The 22,568-nt window shown below is 61.6% G+C and carries 19 protein-coding genes; 7 read left to right on the plus strand and 12 right to left on the minus strand.

Annotated elements, in window-relative coordinates; translation table 11 throughout:
- Nucleotides 1–232 precede the first annotated feature (232 nt).
- From I6L44_RS00725 to I6L44_RS00740, 4 genes are all read right to left on the minus strand, one after another.
- On the minus strand, nt 233–1,594 hold the full coding sequence (locus tag I6L44_RS00725; protein ID WP_216952992.1) for an endonuclease/exonuclease/phosphatase family protein: 1,362 nt from the start codon (nt 1,592–1,594) through the stop codon (nt 233–235).
- A 230-nt stretch (nt 1,595–1,824) separates the two neighbouring features.
- Nucleotides 1,825–2,637 (minus strand): heme ABC transporter ATP-binding protein, encoded by an 813-nt coding sequence (locus I6L44_RS00730; RefSeq protein WP_069555932.1) that lies wholly within the window; start codon nt 2,635–2,637, stop codon nt 1,825–1,827.
- An 11-nt stretch (nt 2,638–2,648) separates the two neighbouring features.
- Complete coding sequence (locus I6L44_RS00735; protein WP_042060930.1) at nt 2,649–3,680, minus strand: iron ABC transporter permease; 1,032 nt, start codon at nt 3,678–3,680, stop codon at nt 2,649–2,651.
- Nucleotides 3,677–4,528: a hemin ABC transporter substrate-binding protein gene (locus I6L44_RS00740; RefSeq protein ID WP_167573395.1), complete on the minus strand. Its 852-nt coding sequence runs from the start codon at nt 4,526–4,528 to the stop codon at nt 3,677–3,679. Before I6L44_RS00740 ends, I6L44_RS00735 begins: the two co-directional genes overlap by 4 nt.
- Before the next feature lie 170 nt (nt 4,529–4,698).
- Here I6L44_RS00740 and hutX point away from each other — a divergent pair, with 170 nt between their 5' ends.
- On the plus strand, nt 4,699–5,211 hold the full coding sequence (hutX, locus tag I6L44_RS00745; protein WP_005362516.1) for a heme utilization cystosolic carrier protein HutX: 513 nt from the start codon (nt 4,699–4,701) through the stop codon (nt 5,209–5,211).
- Entirely contained in the window at nt 5,208–5,765 is a 558-nt protein-coding gene (gene hutZ, locus I6L44_RS00750; RefSeq protein WP_033114634.1) for a heme utilization protein HutZ, read from the plus strand. Before hutX ends, hutZ begins: the two co-directional genes overlap by 4 nt.
- An 87-nt stretch (nt 5,766–5,852) precedes the next feature.
- On the opposite strand, the gene I6L44_RS00755 is transcribed toward hutZ, so the two are convergent.
- Genes I6L44_RS00755 through I6L44_RS00765 form a run of 3 tightly spaced genes read right to left on the minus strand, consistent with a single transcriptional unit; the run spans nt 5,853 to nt 7,826 of the window.
- Nucleotides 5,853–6,236 carry a hypothetical protein gene (locus I6L44_RS00755; RefSeq protein ID WP_216952993.1) on the minus strand — a complete coding sequence of 128 codons (384 nt, stop codon included), beginning with the start codon at nt 6,234–6,236 and terminating at the stop codon, nt 5,853–5,855.
- Between the two features lie 37 nt (nt 6,237–6,273).
- A complete protein-coding gene (locus tag I6L44_RS00760; RefSeq protein WP_005335255.1) occupies nt 6,274–6,828 on the minus strand; it encodes a cysteine hydrolase family protein in 555 nt (184 codons plus the stop codon).
- A gap of 26 nt (nt 6,829–6,854) precedes the next feature.
- Complete coding sequence (locus I6L44_RS00765; protein WP_216952994.1) at nt 6,855–7,826, minus strand: ChaN family lipoprotein; 972 nt, start codon at nt 7,824–7,826, stop codon at nt 6,855–6,857.
- Nucleotides 7,827–8,019: 193 nt separating this feature from the next.
- Between I6L44_RS00765 and I6L44_RS00770 the strand changes: the two genes are divergently transcribed.
- Both I6L44_RS00770 and I6L44_RS00775 read left to right on the plus strand, forming a co-directional pair.
- Nucleotides 8,020–10,125, plus strand: a complete 2,106-nt coding sequence (locus I6L44_RS00770; protein ID WP_216952995.1) for a TonB-dependent hemoglobin/transferrin/lactoferrin family receptor — start codon at nt 8,020–8,022, stop codon at nt 10,123–10,125.
- Between the two features lie 289 nt (nt 10,126–10,414).
- Nucleotides 10,415–11,569, plus strand: coding sequence for a 3-phenylpropionate MFS transporter (locus I6L44_RS00775; protein WP_005362507.1), 1,155 nt, complete (start codon nt 10,415–10,417; stop codon nt 11,567–11,569).
- Nucleotides 11,570–11,639: 70 nt separating this feature from the next.
- On the opposite strand, the gene I6L44_RS00780 is transcribed toward I6L44_RS00775, so the two are convergent.
- The 3 genes from I6L44_RS00780 to I6L44_RS00790 are packed head-to-tail and all read right to left on the minus strand — an operon-like array spanning nt 11,640 to nt 13,692.
- A complete protein-coding gene (locus I6L44_RS00780) occupies nt 11,640–12,857 on the minus strand; it encodes a hypothetical protein (RefSeq protein ID WP_201949609.1) in 1,218 nt (405 codons plus the stop codon).
- 6 nt (nt 12,858–12,863) lie between these two features.
- The gene (locus I6L44_RS00785; RefSeq protein ID WP_201949611.1) at nt 12,864–13,073 is read right to left on the minus strand and encodes a helix-turn-helix transcriptional regulator; all 210 of its coding nucleotides are present in this window, start codon (nt 13,071–13,073) and stop codon (nt 12,864–12,866) included.
- Nucleotides 13,074–13,080: 7 nt separating this feature from the next.
- On the minus strand, nt 13,081–13,692 hold the full coding sequence (locus I6L44_RS00790; RefSeq protein ID WP_201949613.1) for a DUF2975 domain-containing protein: 612 nt from the start codon (nt 13,690–13,692) through the stop codon (nt 13,081–13,083).
- Nucleotides 13,693–14,038: 346 nt separating this feature from the next.
- Here I6L44_RS00790 and I6L44_RS00795 point away from each other — a divergent pair, with 346 nt between their 5' ends.
- Nucleotides 14,039–17,494, plus strand: a complete 3,456-nt coding sequence (locus I6L44_RS00795) for a PAS domain-containing hybrid sensor histidine kinase/response regulator (protein WP_216952996.1) — start codon at nt 14,039–14,041, stop codon at nt 17,492–17,494.
- Nucleotides 17,495–17,511: 17 nt separating this feature from the next.
- Here I6L44_RS00795 and I6L44_RS00800 read toward each other — a convergent pair whose 3' ends face one another.
- The gene (locus tag I6L44_RS00800; RefSeq protein WP_216952997.1) at nt 17,512–18,123 is read right to left on the minus strand and encodes an arylesterase; all 612 of its coding nucleotides are present in this window, start codon (nt 18,121–18,123) and stop codon (nt 17,512–17,514) included.
- A 56-nt stretch (nt 18,124–18,179) separates the two neighbouring features.
- Between I6L44_RS00800 and I6L44_RS00805 the strand changes: the two genes are divergently transcribed.
- Both I6L44_RS00805 and I6L44_RS00810 read left to right on the plus strand, forming a co-directional pair.
- Complete coding sequence (locus I6L44_RS00805) at nt 18,180–18,875, plus strand: ABC transporter ATP-binding protein (protein ID WP_216952998.1); 696 nt, start codon at nt 18,180–18,182, stop codon at nt 18,873–18,875.
- 36 nt (nt 18,876–18,911) lie between these two features.
- A complete protein-coding gene (locus I6L44_RS00810; protein WP_216952999.1) occupies nt 18,912–21,359 on the plus strand; it encodes an ABC transporter permease in 2,448 nt (815 codons plus the stop codon).
- A gap of 126 nt (nt 21,360–21,485) precedes the next feature.
- Here I6L44_RS00810 and I6L44_RS00815 read toward each other — a convergent pair whose 3' ends face one another.
- On the minus strand, nt 21,486–22,391 hold the full coding sequence (locus I6L44_RS00815; protein WP_216953000.1) for a TIGR01777 family oxidoreductase: 906 nt from the start codon (nt 22,389–22,391) through the stop codon (nt 21,486–21,488).
- Nucleotides 22,392–22,568 lie beyond the last annotated feature (177 nt).

A 22,568-nucleotide genomic window follows, 5' to 3' on the forward strand; every position in this document is an offset into this window, starting at 1 on the left:
AAATCGTTCCTCAAAAAGTGAAAGCGGAGGAGGGAGGGCCACCGGATCTGCCGTGCGGCCGGATGGCAAGAGCGGGCATGCTACCACCATTGGCGCGGTGGTTCTGTGATCGGGGGGCCTATTCAACCGCTATGGATGAGTGATGCCATGCCAAGCGGTGGATTAACGAGCAGTGGTCAGCTCGCCGCCCATCGCCAATAAAAGACCCCGCCGCAGCGGGGTCATGGCAGAGTTAGTCGAGTTTGAGATCGACCCACACCATGCGGTGATCCGAACTGACTCCCTTGGCGATGCCGAGTTTTGCATCATAGACCAGGTGATAACCGGCCTCGAAGCTGGCAGGCCAGAAGACGCCGCTCTTGACCGCGTTGAGGTTGGCGGAGGGGATGACGTGATCCAGCTGCAGCACGCTGGAGTTGGTGATCCGTTCCGGGTTGGGGCGATTGAGGTTGCGTTTGCAGTCGGCCCCCTTGCGGACACACTCCGGGCCCCCTTCGCTGACCGGGATCAGGGTGCCATTGGTGATGGCCTGATTCATCAGCGGGTTGTTTAGCAGATCCTGAATGGCGGTCAGGTCGCCGTCACCGGTGAGCGGATCGGCGTTGAGATCGCCGGCGATGACAAACTTGGCGTTTTTGGCCAGCCCACCCTTGGTGCCCTTGTCATCGGTCATGTAGTTGAGACCCTTGACGTAGTCGTTCCAGAAGGCGATCTCGGCGCGGTTGTGTTTGACGGTGTGGCGCGCCGCGTTGGCAAAGATTGGCGGGGTCGGGTGGGAGATCAGGAAGTGGATCACCTCTTCCCCCTTCTCGGTCTTGATCCGTACCGGCACATCGGCATGGTTCTTGGAGGAGAGCGGGTACTGCTGCCAGGCTGCGTCTGAATACCAGGCATCGCCACACTGGCGGCTGGCCGGGATCTTGACCTTGGGATTGTTGCAGTCATCGATGATGGGATTCTGCTCGCCCGGCATATCCTTCCACTTGAAGTGCTGGAAGGTGCGGATCTGCTTGGTGTCGATGGGGTATTTGGACATCACCGCAAAGGCGTACTGGCCGTGGTAGTTGCCAAAGCCCCAGGCATCGTCGGGGCCGCTGTTGACCTTGCCATCCAGATTGAGGTCATAACCGCTCATCAGACCGGTGTTGGTGGCGAAATTCTGCATCACCGGATAGCTGATGGCCGTCACCTCTGCGTGCTGGGCGTGGGCCAGATAGTTGTCGTTGAAGGCTTTCAGGTCGGCGGTGCTCTCGCCTTTGCCGTCGTTGTCGAACTCGTTGAGCAGGAACACATCCGGGCGGGTGCGCTGGATGATCTCCGCCACGTTGCGGATCTGCTGCACGTTCTTGGCTTTGGTTTCAGTGGCGCCGCTCAGGCTCCCTTCGGCGAGGCGGGCCAGCAGGGCATCCTGCTCGGTGCGGGTCAAGGCCAGCTCACCGGTCAGCATACCGGCGGCAGTGCGGTCAAAAGAGAGGTTGAAGGTGGCAAAACGAACCATGGGATCAGCTGCCTTTGAGTCGTTGTCGCTGTTGCAGCCAGCCAGCATCCCGAGAGAGATGGCGGCAGCCAGTAGGGTCTTGTTGATATTTTTCATTGTAATTATTCCGTAGCATCAATGAGTTATGCCTTCTGTGAGGCGGCGCCATTATAAGTAGACGGTGATGCTGCGGGGGTTTTGCCTGAGTAAAGTGTGAGGATATTCACACCACATATCTGGCAATGATGAATGTTAGCAGGGCGATATGGGGTGTGAAAAACCGGTTTATACGCTGCAGTTTCCGGGATGAATGGCGCACTTCCTGCCGTTACCGCACTCTGAATTTGTCACACCACCATCGGCAGGCCGCTCTCGGGGTGGTGGAGCACCTGTGCCGGATAGTCATAGAGACGGGCGATGAGCTCAGGGGTCAGCACCTCGGCAGGCGTGCCATCGGCCATCAGCTTGCCCCGCTCCAGCATCACCAGCCGATCGGCATAGCGCGCCGCCAGATTGAGGTCGTGCAGCACCACCAGTACTGCTGTATTGCGGCTTGCCAGGGCGCGCGCCATGGTGAGCAGCTGATGCTGGTATTTCAGATCCAGCGCCGAGGTGGGTTCGTCGAGCAGCAGCAGGCGGGGTTGCTCGGCCTGCTCGGTCGGAGAGGGGGCCTGCCAGATCTGCGCCAGCACCCGGGCAAACTGCACCCGCTGCCGCTCGCCGCCGGAGAGCCCGGGATAGAGCCGCTTGGCCAGATGCTCGACCCCGGCATGGGTCATGGCCGCAGCCACAATTTCGTCACGCCGCGCCGTCGGTTCACTGTGGGGCAAGCGCCCCATGGCGACCACTTCCTCGCAGAGAAAGGGGAAGTTGAGGGAGGAGCTTTGCGGCAATACCCCGAGCCGGTGGGCCAGCTGGCTGCTGTCCCACTGCTGGCGAGCCGCGCCAAACAGGGTGATGGAACCCTCATATTCCAGCTCGCCGGTCAGGCACTTGAGCAGCGAGCTCTTGCCCGCCCCGTTGGGGCCGAGCAGCGCGGTGAGGGTACCGCTCTCGAGACTAAGATCGAGCCCATCCAGGATCTGGCGCTGGCCACGGCGCAGGCTGAGTCGGCTGCAGCTCAACAGGGGGGCGGAGAGTGAGGATAAGAGTGGTTGCATAACAGTCCGTATCACAGGGCGCGGCGGCCTTTTACCAGCAGCCAGATGAAGAAGGGGGCGCCGAGCAGAGCGGTGATGATGCCCACCGGCAGCTCGGCCGGGGCCAGCAGGGTGCGTGCCAGCATATCGGCTGCCAGCAGCAGGGCAGCGCCAAGCAGGGCCGAGAGCGGCAGCAACCTGACATGGTTGGGACCCGCCAGCAGGCGCACCAGATGAGGCACCACCAGCCCGACGAAGCCGATCATCCCCGATACCGCTACCGCCACCCCGACGCCCGCCGCGGTGAGCAGAATCAGGCGACGTTTGAGGGATTGCACATTGACCCCCAGATGACGGGCCTCCCCTTCACCCAGCAGCAGGGCGTTGAGGGGATTGGCATCGCGCATAAAGAGCCACAGCAGGGCCGCCAGGGTGAGCAGGGCCAGCGCTACATCGGCCGGTTTGCCTGCCGCCAGCGTTCCCATCTGCCACAGGCTCAGGTTGCGCAGCATCTGATCGTCCGCCAGATAGGTGAGCAGGCCGATCACCGCACCGGAGAGCGCCGTGATGGCGACCCCGGCCAGCAGCATGACAGTGACCGAGGTGCCGCCCTCACGGGTGCCGAGCAGATAGACCAGGGTGGTGGTGAGCGCGCCGCCGAGAAAGGCGAGCAGCGGTAGCAGGCCAATCCCAATGGTGGTTTGCAGCTGCTGGCCGAGGGGGGCTAGCAGCACGATGGCGAGCGCCGCCCCAAGCGCCGCACCGCCGGAGACACCTATGATGCCGGGGTCAGCCAGAGGGTTGCGAAACAGCCCCTGCATCACGGCGCCACAGAGCCCGAGAATCCCCCCCACTGCGATGCAGAGCAGGGTTCTCGGCAGGCGAATTTCTTGCACGATCAGCAGCTTGTGTGACTCTATCCCGCTCTCCTGCCCGGCAAACAGCGCCCGCAGACTCTCGCCAAGGGTGAGGGTCATGGGGCCGGTTGCCAGCGAACCGAGCAGCAACAGCGCCAGTGCGGCCGTGGTGAAGGCCAGCAGCCAGGAGAGGGGTAACCGCATCATGACCCCTGCTTGATCCACTGGGCGATCTGGTTCGCCTGTTGCAGGGAGTTGAGGCTCAGGCCCCCTTGCAGGGCGTGGCCGTCGATGGCGTGAATGGCGTTACGCTTGCCAGCCGGGGTAGCGGCCAGTGCGGGCACTTCGGCCAGCACCTTGGCCGGATCGGCATACTGCTGCCAGTCACGACCGCTAACCAGCACCAGATCGGGCTGCATCTCGATGAGGGCTTCGGCGGATACCGGCTTGTAGTTGCGCAACTCGGTGACCGGATTGATGCCGCCTGCCAGAGAAATCAGCGCGCTGGCGGTGGTGTCCCCCCCGGCGATGCTGGTGGGTTGCCCCTTGTGCAGCAGCAGGAAGGCGACCTTGAGCGGTTTGTTCTGTTTGGCTTGCGCCGCCAGCTGATCGGTCTGAGCCTGGATCTCTGCCTTCAGGCGATCGCCAGCGGCTTTATCGCCCAGCAGGTTGGCGAGGGTGTCGATACGCTGATTGAGGTTGGCGAGGGTCGGCGCGGTATCCAGCACCTCCACCTTGACCCCGGCACGACGCAGCTGATCCAGGGTCGGGGCCGGGCCCATCTCGTCGCTGCCCACCAGTCGGGTGGGGGAGAGGCTCAGGATCCCTTCGGCGGCCAGCGCCCGGTGATAACCCACCTTGGGCAACCCTTTTGGCAAGGGGCTGCTGACATCGGTGGCGATCAGGCTCGATTCACCGCCAAGGGCCAGAATGAGTTCTGTGGTGGCCGGGCCGATACTGACGATACGCTCTTTCTGTCCGTCGGCGGCAACGGCAGAGAAGGGAGAGAGTGAACTGCAGAGCAGGGTGATGGCGAGGGCAAGACGACGGCCCATGCTAACCTCCGAAGGGGTGAATGAAACGGGTGTGCCGCCGAGAATATCAAGGCTTTGGAAAAAATGCACTGATAATGATAGCAATTATCAATTGCATTGGTTTCGGTGCTTTATTAGAGTAGCCGCCATGATAAACAGCGGGACAACATGGTCCCGCAGAGGGAGAAAACATGAGCATTGCACAACGCATTCACGCGCTGCTGGAGCAGGATCCCGGCGCTCATCCGTCCACCCTGGCGGCCCAGCTTGCCATCAGCGAATGGGAGGTGGTTCGCCATCTGCCCGCCGAGCTGGTGACCCTGCTGCCCGCCGATCGCGCACAAGGTCTGCTGGAAGATCTGGCCGACTGGGGCCCGGTGACCACCATCGTCGAATCAGAAGGTTCCATCTTCGAGGTCAAAGCCCCCTTCCCGAAAGGCAAGGACGCACGCGGCTACTACAACCTGATGGGCCGCGACGGTGAGCTGCATGGTCACCTCAAACTCGACAACGTGGCGGGGATTGCGCTGGTCAGCAAGCTGTTCATGGGCAAGGAGGGGCACTCCTTCCAGTTCTTCGGTCACTCCGGCCGCTGTATTTTCAAGGTCTATCTGGGTCGCGACGAGAAACGCCAGCTGCTGGCCGATCAGGTCACCCGTTTCATGGCGCTGCGCCACAACTCTCAAGAGGAAGTCAAAGCATGAGTGAACGTCAGGAGCGTCTGCAGAACCGCCTGCAACCGGAGATCCGCGAGTTTCGCGACAGCTGCCGTACCCTGCAGCTCGCCACCGTCGACAGCGAAGGCAATCCCAACGCCAGTTATGCGCCGTTCGTGCTGCAGGAAGATGGCTATTATGTGCTGATCTCCGAGATCGCCCGTCATGCCCGCAATCTGCAACAGGTGCCCCGGGTATCCCTGATGCTGATCGAGGATGAGAGTGGTGCCCGCGAGCTGTTTGCCCGCAAGCGTCTGACCTTTGATGCTGTGGCCGAAGTGGTTGCCCGTGACGACGCTCGCTGGAGCAAGGCCGTGGCGGCGCTGGAGGGACGTTTTGGCGAGATCATCAAGGGGCTCTCCAACCTCAAGGACTTCAAACTGTTCCGTCTCAAGCCGGAGCAGGGGCTGTTCGTCAAGGGCTTCGGCCAGGCGTTTGCGGTCTCCGGTGACGAGCTGGTGGACTTCGTCCATCTGGTGGAAGGGCACAAGCGCATCGACAACGGTGCCGAGCTCACCAGCCCGGCCGATGCGCCGGTTTGATAATCCCTGTCGACCACGACAGCCGTCATAACAAAACGGGCAGCCACTGGGCTGCCCGTTTTTATTGCGTTATCTCATCCGGCCTGTTCAATCCTGCCAGCTGGCCTTGTTGGGAAAAGCGCGACGATCAGCGTCGGTGGCCGTTTCGTTACACTCCCCCCGTACCTTCCAGGAGGTCTGGCTCAGTACGATGTAGCCCTGGCGGCAATACTGCTTGGTCGTCAGGATCTCGGTCAGCAGGTTCTCCTGTAACGCCTCTCGCTGTTCCAGCAGCCGCTGGCTCTGGGCCGCCGAGAGGCCGCGCGGCAAGGTGTCGTTGGGCGCGGCTTCAAAGGTGAACCGCTTGCTCCCCTCCTCGTTGATGTGGGTCAGAAACAGAGGTTCCGGCCCGTCATACTTCTGTCCGGGCAAGCTGGAGCAGGCCGACAGCAGGGGAACAATCAACAACAGGGTGGCAGACAACTGGCGCACGACAGACTCCAGTGAGAAACGAGGCGAGGCTCGCAGATTAGCACGGCTGCAGGGCGGGTGTTACTGCCAGCAGCTCGTCGGTGGTGAGCAGGGTCACACTGCGCCCCTCCGGCAGGCTGAGGTGGCGCCACATCCAGTGATGGTGCTCGGTGATCTGGGCCGCGCTCAGGTGGGGGCGATCGGCGGTGGTGTGACCATCGCTCAACACCAGCACCTCGTACCCATGGGAGGCCGCACTGCGCACCGTGGTATCGACGCAAAAATCGGTGGCGCAGCCACAGAGGATCAGTCGATCGACCGGCTGCTCGGCCAGCAGGAAGGCAAGCTCGGTATCGAGAAAGCTGTCACATGCTGTCTTGCGCACCCGGCTATCTCCTTTGGCCGGTTGCAGCGCACTGTGCAACTGCCAACCCGGGGTGCCCGGTTCCAGTTCGGTACCGGGGGGCGAGTCATGCTGGATATAGATGACCCGTCCCTGTTGCTGCCTGACATGGGCCGCAGCCCGATTGATATTGGCCAGCACCTGCTCCTGGCGGTAACGGGGCTCGTTGAACAAGCCTTGCTGCACATCGATGATCAGTAACACATCCATTTTCTTACCCGCCGTTTCCTTGAAAATTAGGGTTGCAGCCACTGGCTGCAGTCACGACTGCGGGATTGATGCAGCGCGCCCATATCTTGCTTCATCTCGTCACTGTTTTGCCAGCGCTTAGGCAGCGGCATGATGGTTACCTGCACATCGGCTGCGGGATCTGCAACAGAGGTCTCATCTGTACGGGGGACGACCAGCGCTACCTTGAGGGCCGGATTGCGGCTGGCGATGCGACTGGCGAGCCCAAGCCCCCCCTCGACGTGGAAATTGCCGGCGATATGCATGATCTGCTGGCCCGGGTGCTTGACGAGATAATTCACCATGCTCTCGGCCATGGTGTCATCCCAGCTGGTCTGGGCGGCGAAGCGGCGGGCGTTGCTGTCGGCATCGCCGTGGTGCATGGAGGCCATAAATTTCTGGCGATAGGGGTCATCCCCCAGCGTCAGCTGGCGGGCCAGCTGGCTGCGACGTGTGGCGGGCAGTTTGTCGAGCCACTCAGCCCCCTCCTGACCGACACAGCTCACCAGGGGCTTGGGGGCGTTGGCGGCGATCACCGGCATCTGGTGCGTTTTGGCAAACTCCACCAGCGGGCGGTAGTCGCTCGGATAGTTGGGCCAGGCGTTGCCTTCGCGGATCAAGGCCGCTTCACCAATCTGGTTCGCCAGATAGGCATCCAGCGTCTTCTGATCGGCGCGGCTGAACTGCTCCATGGAGAGGGCCAATGGCCGCCCGTGCTGCTGGCCAGCGGTGTAGAGCCCGCTCAGCAGGCGCGATTGCAACAGATGCACGGCGGGATGGCTGTGCAGCTCACCCACCAGAATGATGTCGGCGTCGGCAATGCGCGCGATCGCCTGCTCCAGCGTCAGGTCTGCATCTCCCTCGCTACTTAGCCGGTAGTCATAGAGCGTCTGCAACTGTGATGACACGTTTGGCTGGGTTGGGGTGGCACAGGCTGCCAGTAGCAGCGGCAGGGCGAGCAGGGGAAGTCGTCTAATCATGGGATCTCACGGCTGATATGCCCGGATGCCGGTGCATCTCGGGGGGCTAATAGAGAATAAGGGCAACACAGGGCGACAGTGTAAAACCAATTTGGTTCAAAACAAATGAGAATGATTTCGTTTCTTGTTGATCTTTGTCGGGAGCCGGGTAATATGCGGCCTGTTTGATAACAGTTCTCAATAAGGATTCGCTGTGACCCATCATAACGCACTCTCTCTGGTTGCCCTCGCCGTGGCGGCCGGTCTCTCCTCCCAGGTCTTTGCTGCCACCCAGAAGGCGGATGAAGTCGTGGTCGTCAGCGGCTCACGGATGGAGCAAAAACTGGAAGATGTCTCCGGCCCCATCTCGGTGATCACCGCCAAGCAGATTGAAGAGCAGGTCGTCACCAACGTCGCCGACCTGTTCCGCTACGAACCCGGTGTGACTGTGCTCGGCGGTCAGGGTGATGCGCAGACCTTTATCATCCGCGGCATGGGTGAAAACCGGGTCAAGGTGGTGCGTGACGGTGTACGCCAGAACGATGCCTATAGCAAGGGCGGGGTTGGCCAGAGCTACTTCGATACCGACATGATTAAGCAGGTAGAAGTGGCCAAGGGGCCGGCGTCTGCCGCCTACGGCTCCGATGCGCTGGGTGGCGTAATTGCCATCACCACCAAGGATGCCAGCGATTTCCTCAAGGGCAAGGATAGTTATCTGGACGTGACCAGCGGTTACGCCTCCAGCAGCCACCAGAAGATGGCGGGCTTTACCGGCGCCCTGCGCACTGGTGAAGTGGAGAACCTGCTGCGCTACACCTGGCGCGATGGCGGTGTGACCCAGAATTTCGACTCCACCAAGAACGACTTCGATATCGGTACCCACGCCCTGCTGCTCAAGAGCAAGTGGAACCTCTCCGATGAGCAGTTCCTCAAGCTGACCGTTGACTACCTGACCGATGGCGAGGAGCCGGATGCGGTCAAGCTCAACAAGGTCGGTACCGGCACTGCCCGTGTCTTTGATCAGCCCATCACCGACAAGCAGACCGACAACCTCTCAGTGGTGCTGGATCACGGCATCGCGCTGAATCAAGGCTGGGCCGATCGGATGGATAGCAAGGTTTACTTCGCCCGCACCAAGCAGACGCTGGATCAGTACGCCTCATCCAAGTATCCGGTCAGCCCCGGCAACCCCTATGTGACCAAAAACTCGCTGGATCACAACGTGTTCGATCAGAAGAACATCGGCGCCCAGCTGCAGTTCCACAAGGCGGTCGCCAACCATCGCCTGGCCTGGGGGGCTGAATACGAGCACACCGACAACGAACGTACCCGTTACAAGGGGCCGACGACACCCGGTGATTTTGTCGGCTACAACGAGCTGAGCTTCCCGGCTACCACCAGCGAGCGCAGCGCCCTGTGGGCCTTTGACGAGATCAAGTTTGGCGAGCGCTGGGTACTGACCCCGGGTGCCCGTTATGACTACTACCGGATGACCCCGGACAACGATCCGGCCTACACAGGCGACAAGCTGCACAAGTTCTCCGAAGGGGAGTTGTCACCCAAGCTGGGTCTGGTGTTCAAGGCCCACGAGGCGGCCAACCTGTTCGCCCAGTACAGCCACGGCTTCAAGGCCCCCATGTATGACAGCGCCTTCTCCACCCTGAACCATCAGGCGTACGGCTATCGCATCGAGCCCAACCCGAACCTCAATCCGGAGAGCAGCGACGGCATCGATCTTGGCGTACGTGGCAGCAGCAACGGTTTCAGCTATGAAGTAGCCAGCTTCTACAACAAGTTTGAAGACTTCATCGAGATGGTGGAAGTGGGCAAAGAGGGGAGAACCGCCGTCTACCAGTACCAGAACCTGAGCAAGGCGACCACCAAAGGGGTCGAAGCCAAGGCGGATTACTGGCTCAACGACATCGTCAATGTATGGGGCAACCTCGCCTACATCGAAGGCAAGGATGGGGATGGCAACTACATCAACAGCCTGAGCCCGCTCAACGGCTCCGTCGGTGTGCGTCTGGAACAGTCCCAATGGAACTTCAACACCGCGCTGCGCTTTGCTGACGACATGGACAAAGTCCGTAAAGACAGCAAAGGCAAGGATTACGTGAAGAGCGCCGGTTGGGGTGTGGTGGATATGTACGCCCAGTTCAACCCGATGACCGACCTGCAGCTCAACGTCGGGGTCTTCAACCTGTTTGACAAGGAGTACACCAGCTACGAGCGCATCGCCGGTCGTGCCGAGGGCTCCGATAACAGCATGATGACTGAACCGGGCCGCAACCTGAGTGCACGGGTCAAATACGTATTCTAAAGAGCAAACAACAGACGCAGATGATCAAAGGGGCTTCGGCCCCTTTTTTGTCGCCGCCATGTTGTGACGATGGCGCAGAGCAGATGTTTGCCTAAAAAAGAAACCCGCCATGGGCGGGTGGAAGGATTGCAACACTAACCAGGAGGAGGTGTTACCAGGTAGACCCCACCTCTTCGGTAATAGTTCAATTTTATTGAATTTTTTTCGATTTCTGCGCAGGGTTTCCATCGGGATCTGCGGGGGAGGATGGGTTATCATTCTGCTCCCGTCATCCGGTTGCAGAGGATCTATGCCCGCGTTTTCCTGGTTAGCGCTCTTTTTCGGCGCCTTCTATTTTGTCTACGGTGCTTACTTGCCGTTCTGGTCGCTCTGGCTGGAGGGGGTGGGCGTCAGCGCCGAGATGATTGGTCTGCTGCTGGGGGCGGGGATGGCGATCCGCTTTGCCGGCAACCTGATGGTAATGGGGCAGATCAAGGGGGCGGGCCATCTGCTGCCGGTTACCCGGTTGCTCTCTCTGCTCAGTCTGCTGGCGTTTCTCGGCTTCTATCTCAGTCATAACCTCTGGTGGTTGGTGGGCTTGACTCTGCTGGCGAACTTTATCTATCCGACCCTGATGCCGGTGGGGGAGGCGCTGGCGACCCGCATGGTGGTGCAGGCGCACCTCGATTACGGCAAGGTGCGGCTGTGCGGCTCCTTTGCCTTTATTGTCGCCTCGACCTTGGTGGGGGCGCTGGTGGGCAACTTCGGTAGTGACTGGATTTTGCACACCATGGTGGCGGGGCTGGTGCTGATGCTGCTGCTCAGCTGGCTGCCGCTCTATCCGGCGCCACAGGATAGTCAGGGCGAGCGCGCCAAGGCGTCCTTGCTGGCAACCCTGCGCAGCGCACCGGTGCGCCGTTTCCTGCTGCTGACAGCTTTGCTGCAGGGGAGCCACGCCGCTTATTACGGTTTCAGCGCAATCTACTGGAAGGCGCAAGGATATAGCGGCACCATCATCGGCTATCTCTGGGCGCTCGGGGTAGTGGCGGAGATTTGCATGTTCGCCGCCGACAAGCGTTTCCTGCAACGCTTTGGCGCCCAGAGTCTCTTTATCGCCGGTGCCATCGGTTGTGTGGTGCGTTGGGTATTGCTGGGGGCCTCGACCGAGTTGTGGGTACTGGTGCTGGGGCAGTTGCTCCACTCGGTCACCTTTGGCATGAGTCATCTCGGGGCTGTGCGTTTCATGACTCGCCAGCTGCCCGCCGAGCAGTTGATCCCGACTCAGGCGCTCTATGCGGCCCTTGGCCTCGGCATGACGGTGGCGGCCCTGATGGCGCTCTGCGGCGTGCTGTTCGAGCCTCTCGGCGGTGGCATCTTCTTCCTGATGGTGCTGGTGGTCTTGCCGGTCTTCTTCCTGCGGCTGCGCCCCTTTGCGCCGTCTGCGCAGGAGAGTGCTCCAGCCTGATATTTGTCTATTTCACCTAACAAAAGGGAGAGCCACGGCTCTCCCTTTTTCGTTAGTGCGGTTTGTGGCGCTACTGCTGCTCGCCAAGATAGAGGCGGCTGAGACGGCGCCAGGTATCCGAGCCGATGGTGCCGGCAAGCAGCTCATTGGATGCAGCATCAAAGCGGCCATCCGGCAGCCAGCCCAGTTGGGGCAGCAGTTGCGCCAGCGTCACGTCATTGTGTTGCAACTCCCGCTCCAGCGCTTCCCAGAAGGCGCTCCCCTTGACGTAAAAGAGCGGGTAGTAGGAGCGATCGCCCGCCAGCACCTCGCGAGCTGCCCGATAGAGGCCGCTCTCGCTATGGGGTAGCAGTTTGCCCCGCTCGGCCAGCTCGTTGACCGCCGTGACTTGATGCAGCCGAAAGCGGCGTAGCGCCTTGATGGCGAGGTACTCGGCGAGGCTCTCGTTGACCCAGGTGGGTTGTGGAGTAGAGTGGCGAGCGCTCAGGATATGCACCGCCTCGTGGGCCGAGGTGCGCAGCAGGCGCAAGGGGGCCTGTGGCGTCGGTTTGCCAGCCTCGGTGGGGTAGTTGGCGACAAACACCTGATCTCCGGCGGTGCCGCCGAGAGAGCGGGTCGCCACATCCCGCCCCAGCCACACCAGTTGCCACGGGTGAGTGGGTGGATCCACATCGAGCTGGAAGGCCAGATAGTCGATGATCTCATTCAGTTGCTGCTGCAAGGCCGGCAGATCGAGCTGATTGGCGGTCTCGTCATGGCTCAGCACCAGCCGCGGATCCGGCTTGGTGACGGGCACAGTTTGCAGACCAAATGGCAAGATCAGCGGTGGCTGGTTGACATCCGGTAACGGTTGGCAGCTGCCATCAGGCAGACATACCTTCCCTTGGCGGCTCCCCTGCTGGCGCACAAAGTTACCCCATTCGGTCAATAGCCACTGGTTGGGAGCGAACAGAAGCGACTGTTGGGCCGAGGCATCCGCACCCACTGTCGGAGCCGGTGTGAGCGTGATCTGCCAGCCAACCTCTTTGCAGGAGAAGGGCTGGTTGAGGGCAACCGGCTGGTTGTCTGCAAGGCAGACCAGCGCGGGGGAAACCGGCGTGGCACTGCCCGGCAACTGACGAGCGGGGAGCAGGGTAAAAGGGGGCTTGCCCTGCATGGTGAGGCGCACTTGCAGCACATTGGCGCTGGCGCCCCGCTCGATAAGATAGCGGGGGCCGCTCGCGTCATTGCCAGCGCAGGCCCACAGCGGCAGCAGCCACAGGGCAAACAGGGTGATATGACGACTCATAAGGGGTTAGTGCTCCTGCTCGTAGCCCAGCAGATCGCCGGGCTGGCAATTGAGTTCACGGCAGATGGCCTCCAGAGTGGAGAAGCGCACCGCCTTGGCGTGGCCATTCTTGAGGATCGAGAGATTGGCCTCGGTGATGTCGATGCGCTGGGCCAGCTCGCGGGCGGTCATTTTGCGCTCGGCCAGCAGGGCATCGAGGCGGATGATAATGGGCATATGTTCCTCACACCGTCAGTTGCTGTTCATCGGCCAGCAGTTTGGCCTCGCGCATGACCAGTGCCAGCGCTGAGACGATCAATCCGGCCAGCAGCAACTGAAAGTTTGAGGAGCTGATATTGATGGTGCCGTGCAGTTCAGGGCCTTGCAGAGTGAGCGCTATATCCAGCAGTGGCGTGGTGATGATCTCGGCGATGAAACTGGCACACAGCAGCAGTCCGATCATTTTGTAACGACGGATCTGGTCGAAGGTGAACAGCATGGCGCATCGATAGCCACGAAACAGCTGGAGCAGTTGCCACAGGATGAGCATGAAAACTACATCAGGCAGCAGCATGACCAAGGTCGCCAGCAGGCGGGTACCCACATTGAGGGGGTAGTCGGCAATCGAGGGGGCCGTAGTGGTCACTACTGGTGAGGGCATGTTCAGTGGGACATTACTGAGTGTGGAACCGTCATTCACTGCCAGGGCATCGACCAGCTCCTGATGCAGATAGTCGTTGCCACCCAACAGGTGTGACCAGGCTCCCATGACGGTCATAAGTGGGGTGGCCACCAGTGCAAATAGCAGAACCCACTCGATCAGGCCGCTCATTCGTTCGAGCTTGTTGTGTTTCATCGTTTATCTCCAGATGGAATGTGACAGAAAGATAAGGGCCATGAACGGTGCTGTCAGCAGGGTCAGCAGCAGGCACCATTCGATCAGGTCGCTGATGTGTCCGAGCGTATGGTGTTTCATCGTTTCACCTCTTGCTTGAAAGAGAAAAAAGATGGAGCGTGCGCGCATGAAATTATTGTTTATCAATAAACAGATGCTAGTGTTTATCGTTTTGCGATATAGAGTCAAGGCTAAACTTATTGAAAAACGATAATTTCAATCCGTTCGAAGGGGATGACTTTTGGCTGCTGCCTCTCTAGACTGGCGAGGTTGTATACAAAAACTCAACATGGACAAGGAGTTATCGATGCACCAGGGATGGCTGCTGATCGGATTGTCGCTCACCTATCTGGGGCTGCTGTTTCTGATCGCCTTCGTGGCAGACAAGCACAAACGGCACCGTCTCAAGGGGCAACCGCTGCTCTACAGCCTGTCGCTGGCGGTCTACTGCACCTCCTGGACCTTCTTCGGCACCGTGGGGCAGGCGAGTGAATCCCCCTGGTCGCCGGTGCCCATCTACCTTGGCCCCATGCTGGTCTTTCTGTTTGGCTGGCGGCTGCTGGCCCGCCTTATTCTGGTGGCCAAGCGCGAGCACATCACCTCCATCGCAGACTTTATCGCCGCCCGTTACGGCAAATCCCAGCGGCTCGCCATGGTGATCGCCCTCATCGCCATCATGGGGATCCTCCCCTATCTGGTGTTGCAGCTTAAAGCCATCGTCACCGGGCTGGATCTGCTGATGGTCAACAGCGGCGGCATCAGCCCGACCAGCAATACCAGCGAGTTGGCGCTCGGGGTTACTCTGCTGCTGGCGCTGTTCAGCATCCTGTTCGGCACCCGCCATCTCGATGCCACCGAGCACCACAGGGGGATGGTGGTGGCCATCGCTTTCGAGTCGGTGGTCAAATTGCTGGCCTTTATCGCGGTGGGGGGCTTCGCCCTCTGGCTGATCCTGAGCAAACCGGGCGAGGCTCACGAGCAGGTGACCCGCGACTTCTTTGCGCAGGTGGTGGCGGTGAGCCCCGGCAACCTGCTGGAGCTTGCCATCTATACAGTGTTGGCGATGTGCGCCGTCATCTGCCTGCCGCGCCAGTTTCATGTGACTGTGGTGGAGAACAATCAGGGGCAGGATCTGCACTGGGCGCGCTGGATCTTCCCGCTCTACCTGTTCGTGATGGGGCTCTTTATCTGGCCGCTGGCACTGGCGGGCAAACAGTGGGTGGGGGCTGACATGGCCTCCGACACCTATGTGATCAGTCTGCCGATGGCCCTCGGTTTCGATGGCATGGCGATGCTGGCGTTTCTCGGCGGCACCTCTGCGGCCACCGGCATGGTGATCGTCTGCACCATCGCGCTGGCGATCATGGTGAGCAACGATCTGGTGCTGCCGGTGCTGCTGCGCCGCTTCTGGCGGCAGGGGCGCGACGAGCGGCTGGTGCGTCTGCTGTTGCAGGTGCGCCGTGGCGCCATCCTGCTGATCTTGCTGGCGGCCTGGGGGCTCTACCTATGGCTCGGCGATCTCACCAGCTTGTCGCGCATCGGTTACCTCTCCTTTGGCGCGGTGGCCCAGTTTGCGCCGGCTCTGCTGCTCGGTCTCTACTGGCGCCACGGCAATCGCAAGGGGGTCTATCTTGGGTTGAGCCTCGGAGTGAGCCTCTGGTTCGTGACTCTGCTGGTGGAGAGTGGCTTGCTGGCGGGCTCGCCCTTGGCCGAGCTGCTGGCGCCGCCGGACTGGCCCGCGTTTCGCGAGCTGAGTCTCGGGGCCTGGTGCATCTTCCTGAGCCTGCTCTTCAACCTGCTCGGCTATGTGGCAGGCTCGCTTCTGTCGCGCCCTGCGGTGAGCGAGCGGCTGCAGGCGGCCAACTTTGTCGGCAAGCCGAGCCGCGATACCGCCGCCCTCTATCAGGCGCGGGTCTCGGTCAAGGAGCTGGAGATGCTGGCGGCTCGTTTTGTCGGCTCAAGCCGGGTCAAGCGCGCTTTTGGTCGCTTCGCCGGTGAGCGGGGCGGCACCCTTGCTCCGCAGATGCAGGCCTCGGCCGAGCTGATTGCCCACACCGAACGGCTGCTGGCGGGGGTGTTTGGCACCTCGTCGGCACGGCTGGTGCTTGCCTCTGCCCTGCAGGGGCGCAACATGCAGCTCGAGGAGATCGCCACCATAGTCGATGAGGCCTCCGACGTGTTTCGCTTCAACCGAGGCTTGTTGCAGGGGGCGATCGAGCATATCGGGCAGGGGATCTCGGTGGTGGATAGGGAGCTTCGGCTGGTGGCCTGGAACCGCCGCTACATCGAGCTGTTCCACTATCCGCCGGGGCTTATTCAGGCTGGGCGCCCCATTGAAGAGATCATCCGCTACAACGCGCAGCAGGGGCTTTGCGGCCCCGGCGATATCGAGGATCACGTGGCGCGGCGCGTCGCCTTTATGAAACGCGGCAGCGCCCATATCTCGGCGCGGGAGCGCCCGGACGGGCGGGTGATCGAGATGCAGGGCAACCCCATGCCCGCCGGTGGTTTCGTCATGACCTTTACCGACATCACCCCGTTTCGCGATGCGGAGCGGGTGCTGCGCGAAGCGAACGAACATCTGGAGGCACGGGTGGCCGAGCGCACCCGTGAGCTCTCCGAACTCAACCGCCAGCTGCTGCTGGTGAACCAGCAGGTGGAGCGGGCCAATCAATCCAAGAGCCGTTTTCTGGCGGCGGTCAGCCACGATCTGACCCAGCCCCTCAATGCTGCCAAGCTGTTTACCTCCTCCCTGCTGGAGATGTTGCCAGATGCTGGCGAGCAGGCCCGCATCGCCCGCCATATCGACGATGCGCTGGGGGCGACCGAGGATCTCATCACCGATCTGCTCGATATCTCGCGGCTCGAAGCGGGCAAGTTCAAGGCCAAGAAGCTCGACTTTGCCCTGCGCGATCTGCTCGACAACCTCAAGGCGGAGTTTGGCGTGCTGGCGCAGGCGGGGGGGATCCACTTCTCGGTGGTGGAGAGCAAGCATGCGGTACACAGCGATGTGCGGCTGCTGCGTCGGGTGCTGCAGAACTTCCTCACCAATGCGTTTCGCTACAACCCGGGTGGCCGGGTGCTGCTCGGTTGTCGCCGGATGGGGGAGAAGATCCGCATCGAGGTATGGGACAACGGCCCCGGCATCCCGCAGGACAAGCAGGAGGCTATTTTTGACGAGTTCTCCCGCCTCGATCACTCCCGCACCGCCAAGGAGCAGGGGCTGGGTCTGGGGCTCGCCATCGCCCGTGGCATCTCGCAGGTGCTCGGTCATCAGCTCACATTGCAGAGCTGGCCGGGCAAGGGATCGGTCTTTGCGGTGACCCTCAATCTGGCGACCCGGCCGGTCACGGCCCATCAGCTGGCGGCGCCGGTGGCGCGCGACAGCCAGCTGGAGGGGGTGGCCGTGCTCTGCATCGACAACGAGCGGGACATTCTGACCGCCATGAGCACCCTGCTTTGCCGTTGGGGCTGCGAGGTGCGCTGCGCCGTCGATCTGGCCGAAGCCGAGGCGCTGGTGACAGAAGGGTTTGTGCCGCGGCTGGTGCTCTCTGACTACCACCTCGACGACGGCAAGACCGGGTTGGAGGCGCTCGCTGCCCTGCAGCGGGTGTGTGGCGACGAGCTGGGAGGCATCATCATCAGCGCTGATCGCAAGAGCGAGTTGCAGGCGCAGATCCGCGAGCGGGGGTATGGCTACATCAGCAAACCGGTCAAACCACTCAAACTGCGGGCCCTGATGAACAGCCTGCTGCTGAGTTAAACAGGGGGAGATGTTTCTTATGGCTCCATAAGGGGCTCAATAAAACCGGCTACCTTGTCGCGGATCTTGGGCTGGGCCGCAGGGGTGGGATGAATACCATCGTTCATCATAAGTTCAGGGCGCAGCGCAATATCATCCATGAAGAAGGGCAGCAGGGGCAGATCGTTAGCCTGGGCCAACTCGGGAAAGATCTGTTCGAACTGGCGCAGATAGCGGGCACCGTAGTTGCGGGGCAGCTGGATTTGGGTCAACACCACACGGGTCTGCTGCTCCTTGGCGAGCGCGATCATGCTGGCCAGATTCTGGCGGGTAATGGTCGGCGCGAAGCCACGCAGGCCATCGTTGCCCCCCAGTTCGATCAGAAGCCAGTCTGGCTTGTGCTCCTTCAGCAGCGCAGGCAGACGGGCCAGCGCCCCTTGTGTCGTTTCACCGCTGATGCTGGCATTGAGCAGGGTGTGTTTGCCCCCCTCCTCCTGCCATTTCTGGTTGAGCAGGGCAGGCCAGCTCTGCTCAGCCTGCATTTGATAGCCGGCGCTCAGACTGTCACCCAGCACCAGCAGGGTCTGGGCCTGAGCCGACGAGAGCAGGCTGCCGAGGCCAACCAAAAAGGCAAACAGAATACGCACCATCAATTCAACTCCCGCTATGGATTGTCATCAAGGGATTGGAACAAAGGATACAGAGCATGAGTTCAACCCCCATTATTGTCGTCAAGGGCCTCGGCAAATCGGTTCGCCTCGGCCAGGAAAGCCTCACCATCCTTGAAGGGATCGATCTGCAAGTCAATAGCGGCGAGACGGTGGCCCTGGTCGGCGCCTCCGGCTCCGGCAAGTCCACCCTGCTGGGATTGCTGGCAGGACTCGATCTGCCAAGTCAGGGGGATATAGAAATCCTCGGCAAATCCCTTGGCGAGCTGGATGAAGAGGGGCGGGCCCGATTGCGCGCCGAACAGATCGGTTTTGTGTTCCAGTCGTTTCTGCTGCTCCCGACCATGACTGCGCTGGAGAATGTGATGCTGCCTGCCGAGCTGCGTGGCGAGCGCCACTGCGAGCCGAGGGCCCGCGAGCTGTTGGCGGCTGTCGGGCTTGGCGAGCGGTTGCACCATCTGCCGCCACGGCTCTCTGGCGGCGAGCAGCAGCGAGTGGCCATCGCTCGCGCCTTTATGACCCGTCCCAGCCTGCTGCTGGCAGACGAGCCGACCGGCAACCTCGACAGCAAGACCGGCGAGAAGGTGATCGAGCTGCTGTTTGAACTCAATCGCAAGCACGGCACCACGCTAGTGGTAGTGACCCATGATCATCAGCTGGCCGAGCGTTGCCAGCGGCAACTGGTCATGACGGCGGGCAGACTGGATCTCGAGGTGGCCCATGATGTGGTGTAACGGGGTGAGCTGCGGGTCAGGCGGGAGATGCAAGGGATGATGCCGTGGCGATTGGGATGGCGACTGCTGCGCCGGGAAGGTTTCAGCGGCGAGCTGCGCTGGTTTGTGCTGGCGCTTGCGCTTAGCGTGGCGTGTGTCTTGAGTGTGGCATTGGTGGCGGATCGGCTCGATGCCGGACTCAAGGCGTCTGGCCGCGACTTTATCGGAGCGGATCGGGTGCTGCGCACCGCCGCCGCCCTGCCGGATGGTTGGCTGGAACGAGCGAAACAGGATGGCTTGGCGGTGCAGATCACCGTCAGCTTCAACAGCATGCTGTTTCATGGCGATGCGTTGCAGCTCGCCTCCATTCGGGCGGTGCCCGATGGTTTTCCCTTCTATGGCAAGCTCACTCTGGAACCTGCCCGCGCCCCGGCTCCCGGCGAGATTTGGCTCTCCGCCCGGGTGATGCAGCTGCTTAAGGCGAAAACGGGGGATGAGCTGGAGGTGGGCAATACGGTGCTCAAGGTGGCAGGCCTGCTTGGTGAGGAGCCGGATCAGGGCTTCAGCCCCTTCCTGCTGGCGCCGCGGGCGCTGATCCACAGTGCCGATATCGAGGCGACCGGTGCCCTGCTACCCGGCAGCCGCCAGCAGTGGCGCTATCTGTTCAAGGGGCCGCGAGAGTCGCTGGCCCGTTACGAGCAATGGTTGTTGCCGCAATTGCAGGCCGGACAGAAGTGGATCAAACCGGATGACAGCGAATCCCAAGTGGGCCGATCGCTGGCCAATGCCGAGCGTTTCTTCCGGCTTGCCTCGCTAAGCGGGGTGTTGCTGGGGGCGTTGGCGATGGGGATTGCGGTGCGCCACTTTGCCGAGCGCCAGACCAATATGGTGGCGCTGCTCAAGACGCTGGGGGCATCACGTCGCTCGCTCTGGCAACTGATGGGAACCCTGCTGCTGTCGCTGACGCTGATCGGTGCGCTGCTGGGTCTGGTAGCGGGCACCGTCATGCAGTGGATCACCTTGCAACTGCTGGGGGACCTGCTGCCGCCGGATCTGCCCCCCCCCTCCTGGCGCCCCTTTGCGCTGGGGGTGGCGGTGGCGCTCTTTATCACCCTGCTGCTCGCTTTTGTGCCCTTCTTGCGGCTGCTGAAGGTGCCGCCGCTGCGGGTATTGCGCCGGGAGCTGGAGGCGGGGATTCCCCCCTGGCTGGCCCTGCCGGTCGGCCTGTTCGGGCTGTTTGCGCTGGTCTGGGGCTTTACCGCCGATGTGCGGCTGGCGCTGGGGCTGGTGGGGGGCATGGGTTTGCTGATGGGGCTGTTGGCCCTGCTGGCGGCGCTGATGTTGCGGCTGGGGACGAAAGTGAGCGGGCCTCATGCCTTGCGGCTGGCGCTGGCCCACCTGTCGCGCGAGCGCAGCAGCGGCCTATTTCAGCTGGCGGGTTTTGCGCTGGCGCTGATGCTGTTTGGCTTGCTCTGGGCGGCCCGGGTCGATCTGCTGGATGAGTTTTCAGCCCGTCTCCCGGTTGATGCGCCCAACCGTTTTCTGGTCAATGTGGCGGAGAACGAGCGGGAGGGGATCCTGAGCGAACTGGCGGCGGCTGGGGCCACCACCTCCGATTTCTATCCCATGGTGCGCGGCAGGCTGACCCATATTGCCGGTGAGGCGGTGGGCGAGGGGGCCAGCAGTGGCCGCGAGGGGGTAGATCGGGAGCTCAACTTCACCACCACGGCTACCCTGCCAACCGACAACAAGCTGGTGGCCGGGAAGTGGCTTGCCGGGTCCGGCGAGGTGTCGGTGGATAGCGAGTTGGCCAAGCGGCTCGATATCAAGCTGGGGGACATGCTCGCCTTTACCATCGAGGGGCGCAGCTTCGGCGCCAGGGTCACCAGTCTGCGCAGCATCAAGTGGGACAATATGCGCCCCAACTTCTACATGATCTTCTCCGAGGATCTGCTGGCACCCTTCTCCCGTACCTGGCTTGGCAGCTACCGGCTGCCCGAGGCGGGGCGCACTGCCGAGGTGGAGTTGATCCGCCGCCACCCCACGGTGAGTCTTATCGATGTGGATGACCTGATTGCGCGGCTCACTCAGGTATCGGAGCAGGTGAGCCGTGCACTGGCGCTGATGCTGGGGCTGGTGACAGTGGCCGCGCTGCTGGTGCTGCTGACCCAGACCCAAGCCAGCATGGCTCAGCGTCGGCGCGAACTGCTGCTGATGCGCACCCTGGGTGCCAGCAGCGAACTGCTGAAAAAGATGCTGCGTTGGGAGCTGGTGGCCAGTGGTGCGCTGGCGGGGCTCTGCGCCGCCATGGTGGTGGAGCTCTGCTCCTTTGGCCTGCAGTGGTGGTGGTTCGAGGGGGTGTGGCAGTTCCACTGGGCCATCTGGCTTGGCCTGCCGACTCTGGGGGCGCTGTTGGTGACGCTGGCGGGGCAGGGGATGCAGCGCCAGCTGCTGGCTGGCACCCTGAGCGATCGGCTGCGGGGGCTGGGTCAGGGACTGTTGTAATCCGGCCAGCGCGAGCCGATACACACAAGGTGCAATAGCGCAGCCGCAATAAGCAAGCAGCCCGGCCTTGGTCGGGCTGCTTGCTATGCGAGGTGCTGACGAGTGGACGCAGCGAACAGGTGTGAGTTAGCGGGGCTCGCGCAGCAGATTGGCGAGGGCACTCGGCAGCTCGGGATAGCTGAAGTGGAAACCGGCCTGTTGTAGCCGAACTGGTATCACCTTTTGTCCGGTCAGCAGCAGATCTGCCGCCTCCCCCATCACCAGTTGCAACAGCGGCGCCGGGACGAAGAAGAGGTGTGGACGGTGCAGCGTGGTGGCAAGGGTCTGGCTGAACTCCCGGTTGCTGACCGGATGGGGCGCAGTGCCGTTGAAGATGCCGCTGCACTCTTCGTGCTCCAGTATGAACAGGATGGCGCGCACCAGATCCTGCACATGGATCCAGCTCATCATCTGGCTGCCCGACCCCATGGGGCCGCCGAGTCCGAGTCGGTATGGGGGGAGCATTTTGGGTAGCGCTCCCCCATCCATGCCGAGCACCAGCCCGATCCGCACGATACAGACCCGGGTCTGCTTGCTTTGTGCTTCCAGTGCCAGGGTCTCCCACTGTTGGCAGAGTTGGTGGGTGAACTCGTCGTTGGGAGAGCGGCACTGCTCGTCGAGGGTTTCGGTGCCCTGTCTGCCATACCAGCCGATGGCGGAGGCGTTGATCAGCACCTTGGGCGGCGTTGTGGAGAGCTTGATGAGATCAACCAGCTGCTCGGTCAGCAGCCAGCGGCTGTCGCAGAGCAGCTGTTTACGCGATTCGCTCCAGCGTCCGGCGGCGATGGGTTCACCCGCCAGATTGATCACCGCATCCACGTCATTGAGGTCATCGAGCCGGTCAAGGTTATCCAATACCTTGATATCGTGACCGAGCAGGGAGTAGGCGCGGCTCCCCTGCCTGCTCAATACCACGACCTCGTGATTGACCTTGAGATGGGCAACCAGCTTGCGGCCGATAAAGCCGGTTCCTCCGGTAATCAGAATCTTCATCGTTGCACGCTCCTGCTGCCGTTTGCTCTACTCTAATGGCGTCGTCCTCCTTCAACAAGTGGACGAGTTTGACACGTTTTGTTCATTCGACTGATGTTAACTCTATCCTCTTCTTGCGACATATTGTTGAACAATAGTTTGAATTGATTGATTTTTGTCGGGTGGACATTTGTTGTT

Origin of the sequence: Aeromonas sp. FDAARGOS 1414, assembly GCF_019047065.1 — a bacterium.
Lineage (GTDB): Bacteria > Pseudomonadota > Gammaproteobacteria > Enterobacterales > Aeromonadaceae > Aeromonas > Aeromonas veronii_A.

What these genes read in the sequence shown, in the direction of transcription:
- I6L44_RS00725 (WP_216952992.1), bottom strand. Translation starts at nt 1,594, where the DNA reads ATGAAAAATATCAACAAGACCCTACTGGCTGCCGCCATCTCTCTCGGG.
- I6L44_RS00730 (WP_069555932.1), bottom strand. Translation starts at nt 2,637, where the DNA reads ATGCAACCACTCTTATCCTCACTCTCCGCCCCCCTGTTGAGCTGCAGC.
- I6L44_RS00735 (WP_042060930.1), bottom strand. Translation starts at nt 3,680, where the DNA reads ATGATGCGGTTACCCCTCTCCTGGCTGCTGGCCTTCACCACGGCCGCA.
- I6L44_RS00740 (WP_167573395.1), bottom strand. Translation starts at nt 4,528, where the DNA reads ATGGGCCGTCGTCTTGCCCTCGCCATCACCCTGCTCTGCAGTTCACTC.
- hutX (WP_005362516.1), top strand. Translation starts at nt 4,699, where the DNA reads ATGAGCATTGCACAACGCATTCACGCGCTGCTGGAGCAGGATCCCGGC.
- hutZ (WP_033114634.1), top strand. Translation starts at nt 5,208, where the DNA reads ATGAGTGAACGTCAGGAGCGTCTGCAGAACCGCCTGCAACCGGAGATC.
- I6L44_RS00760 (WP_005335255.1), bottom strand. Translation starts at nt 6,828, where the DNA reads ATGGATGTGTTACTGATCATCGATGTGCAGCAAGGCTTGTTCAACGAG.
- I6L44_RS00765 (WP_216952994.1), bottom strand. Translation starts at nt 7,826, where the DNA reads ATGATTAGACGACTTCCCCTGCTCGCCCTGCCGCTGCTACTGGCAGCC.
- I6L44_RS00775 (WP_005362507.1), top strand. Translation starts at nt 10,415, where the DNA reads ATGCCCGCGTTTTCCTGGTTAGCGCTCTTTTTCGGCGCCTTCTATTTT.
- I6L44_RS00780 (WP_201949609.1), bottom strand. Translation starts at nt 12,857, where the DNA reads ATGAGTCGTCATATCACCCTGTTTGCCCTGTGGCTGCTGCCGCTGTGG.
- I6L44_RS00785 (WP_201949611.1), bottom strand. Translation starts at nt 13,073, where the DNA reads ATGCCCATTATCATCCGCCTCGATGCCCTGCTGGCCGAGCGCAAAATG.
- I6L44_RS00790 (WP_201949613.1), bottom strand. Translation starts at nt 13,692, where the DNA reads ATGAAACACAACAAGCTCGAACGAATGAGCGGCCTGATCGAGTGGGTT.
- I6L44_RS00795 (WP_216952996.1), top strand. Translation starts at nt 14,039, where the DNA reads ATGCACCAGGGATGGCTGCTGATCGGATTGTCGCTCACCTATCTGGGG.
- I6L44_RS00800 (WP_216952997.1), bottom strand. Translation starts at nt 18,123, where the DNA reads ATGGTGCGTATTCTGTTTGCCTTTTTGGTTGGCCTCGGCAGCCTGCTC.
- I6L44_RS00805 (WP_216952998.1), top strand. Translation starts at nt 18,180, where the DNA reads ATGAGTTCAACCCCCATTATTGTCGTCAAGGGCCTCGGCAAATCGGTT.
- I6L44_RS00810 (WP_216952999.1), top strand. Translation starts at nt 18,912, where the DNA reads ATGATGCCGTGGCGATTGGGATGGCGACTGCTGCGCCGGGAAGGTTTC.
- I6L44_RS00815 (WP_216953000.1), bottom strand. Translation starts at nt 22,391, where the DNA reads ATGAAGATTCTGATTACCGGAGGAACCGGCTTTATCGGCCGCAAGCTG.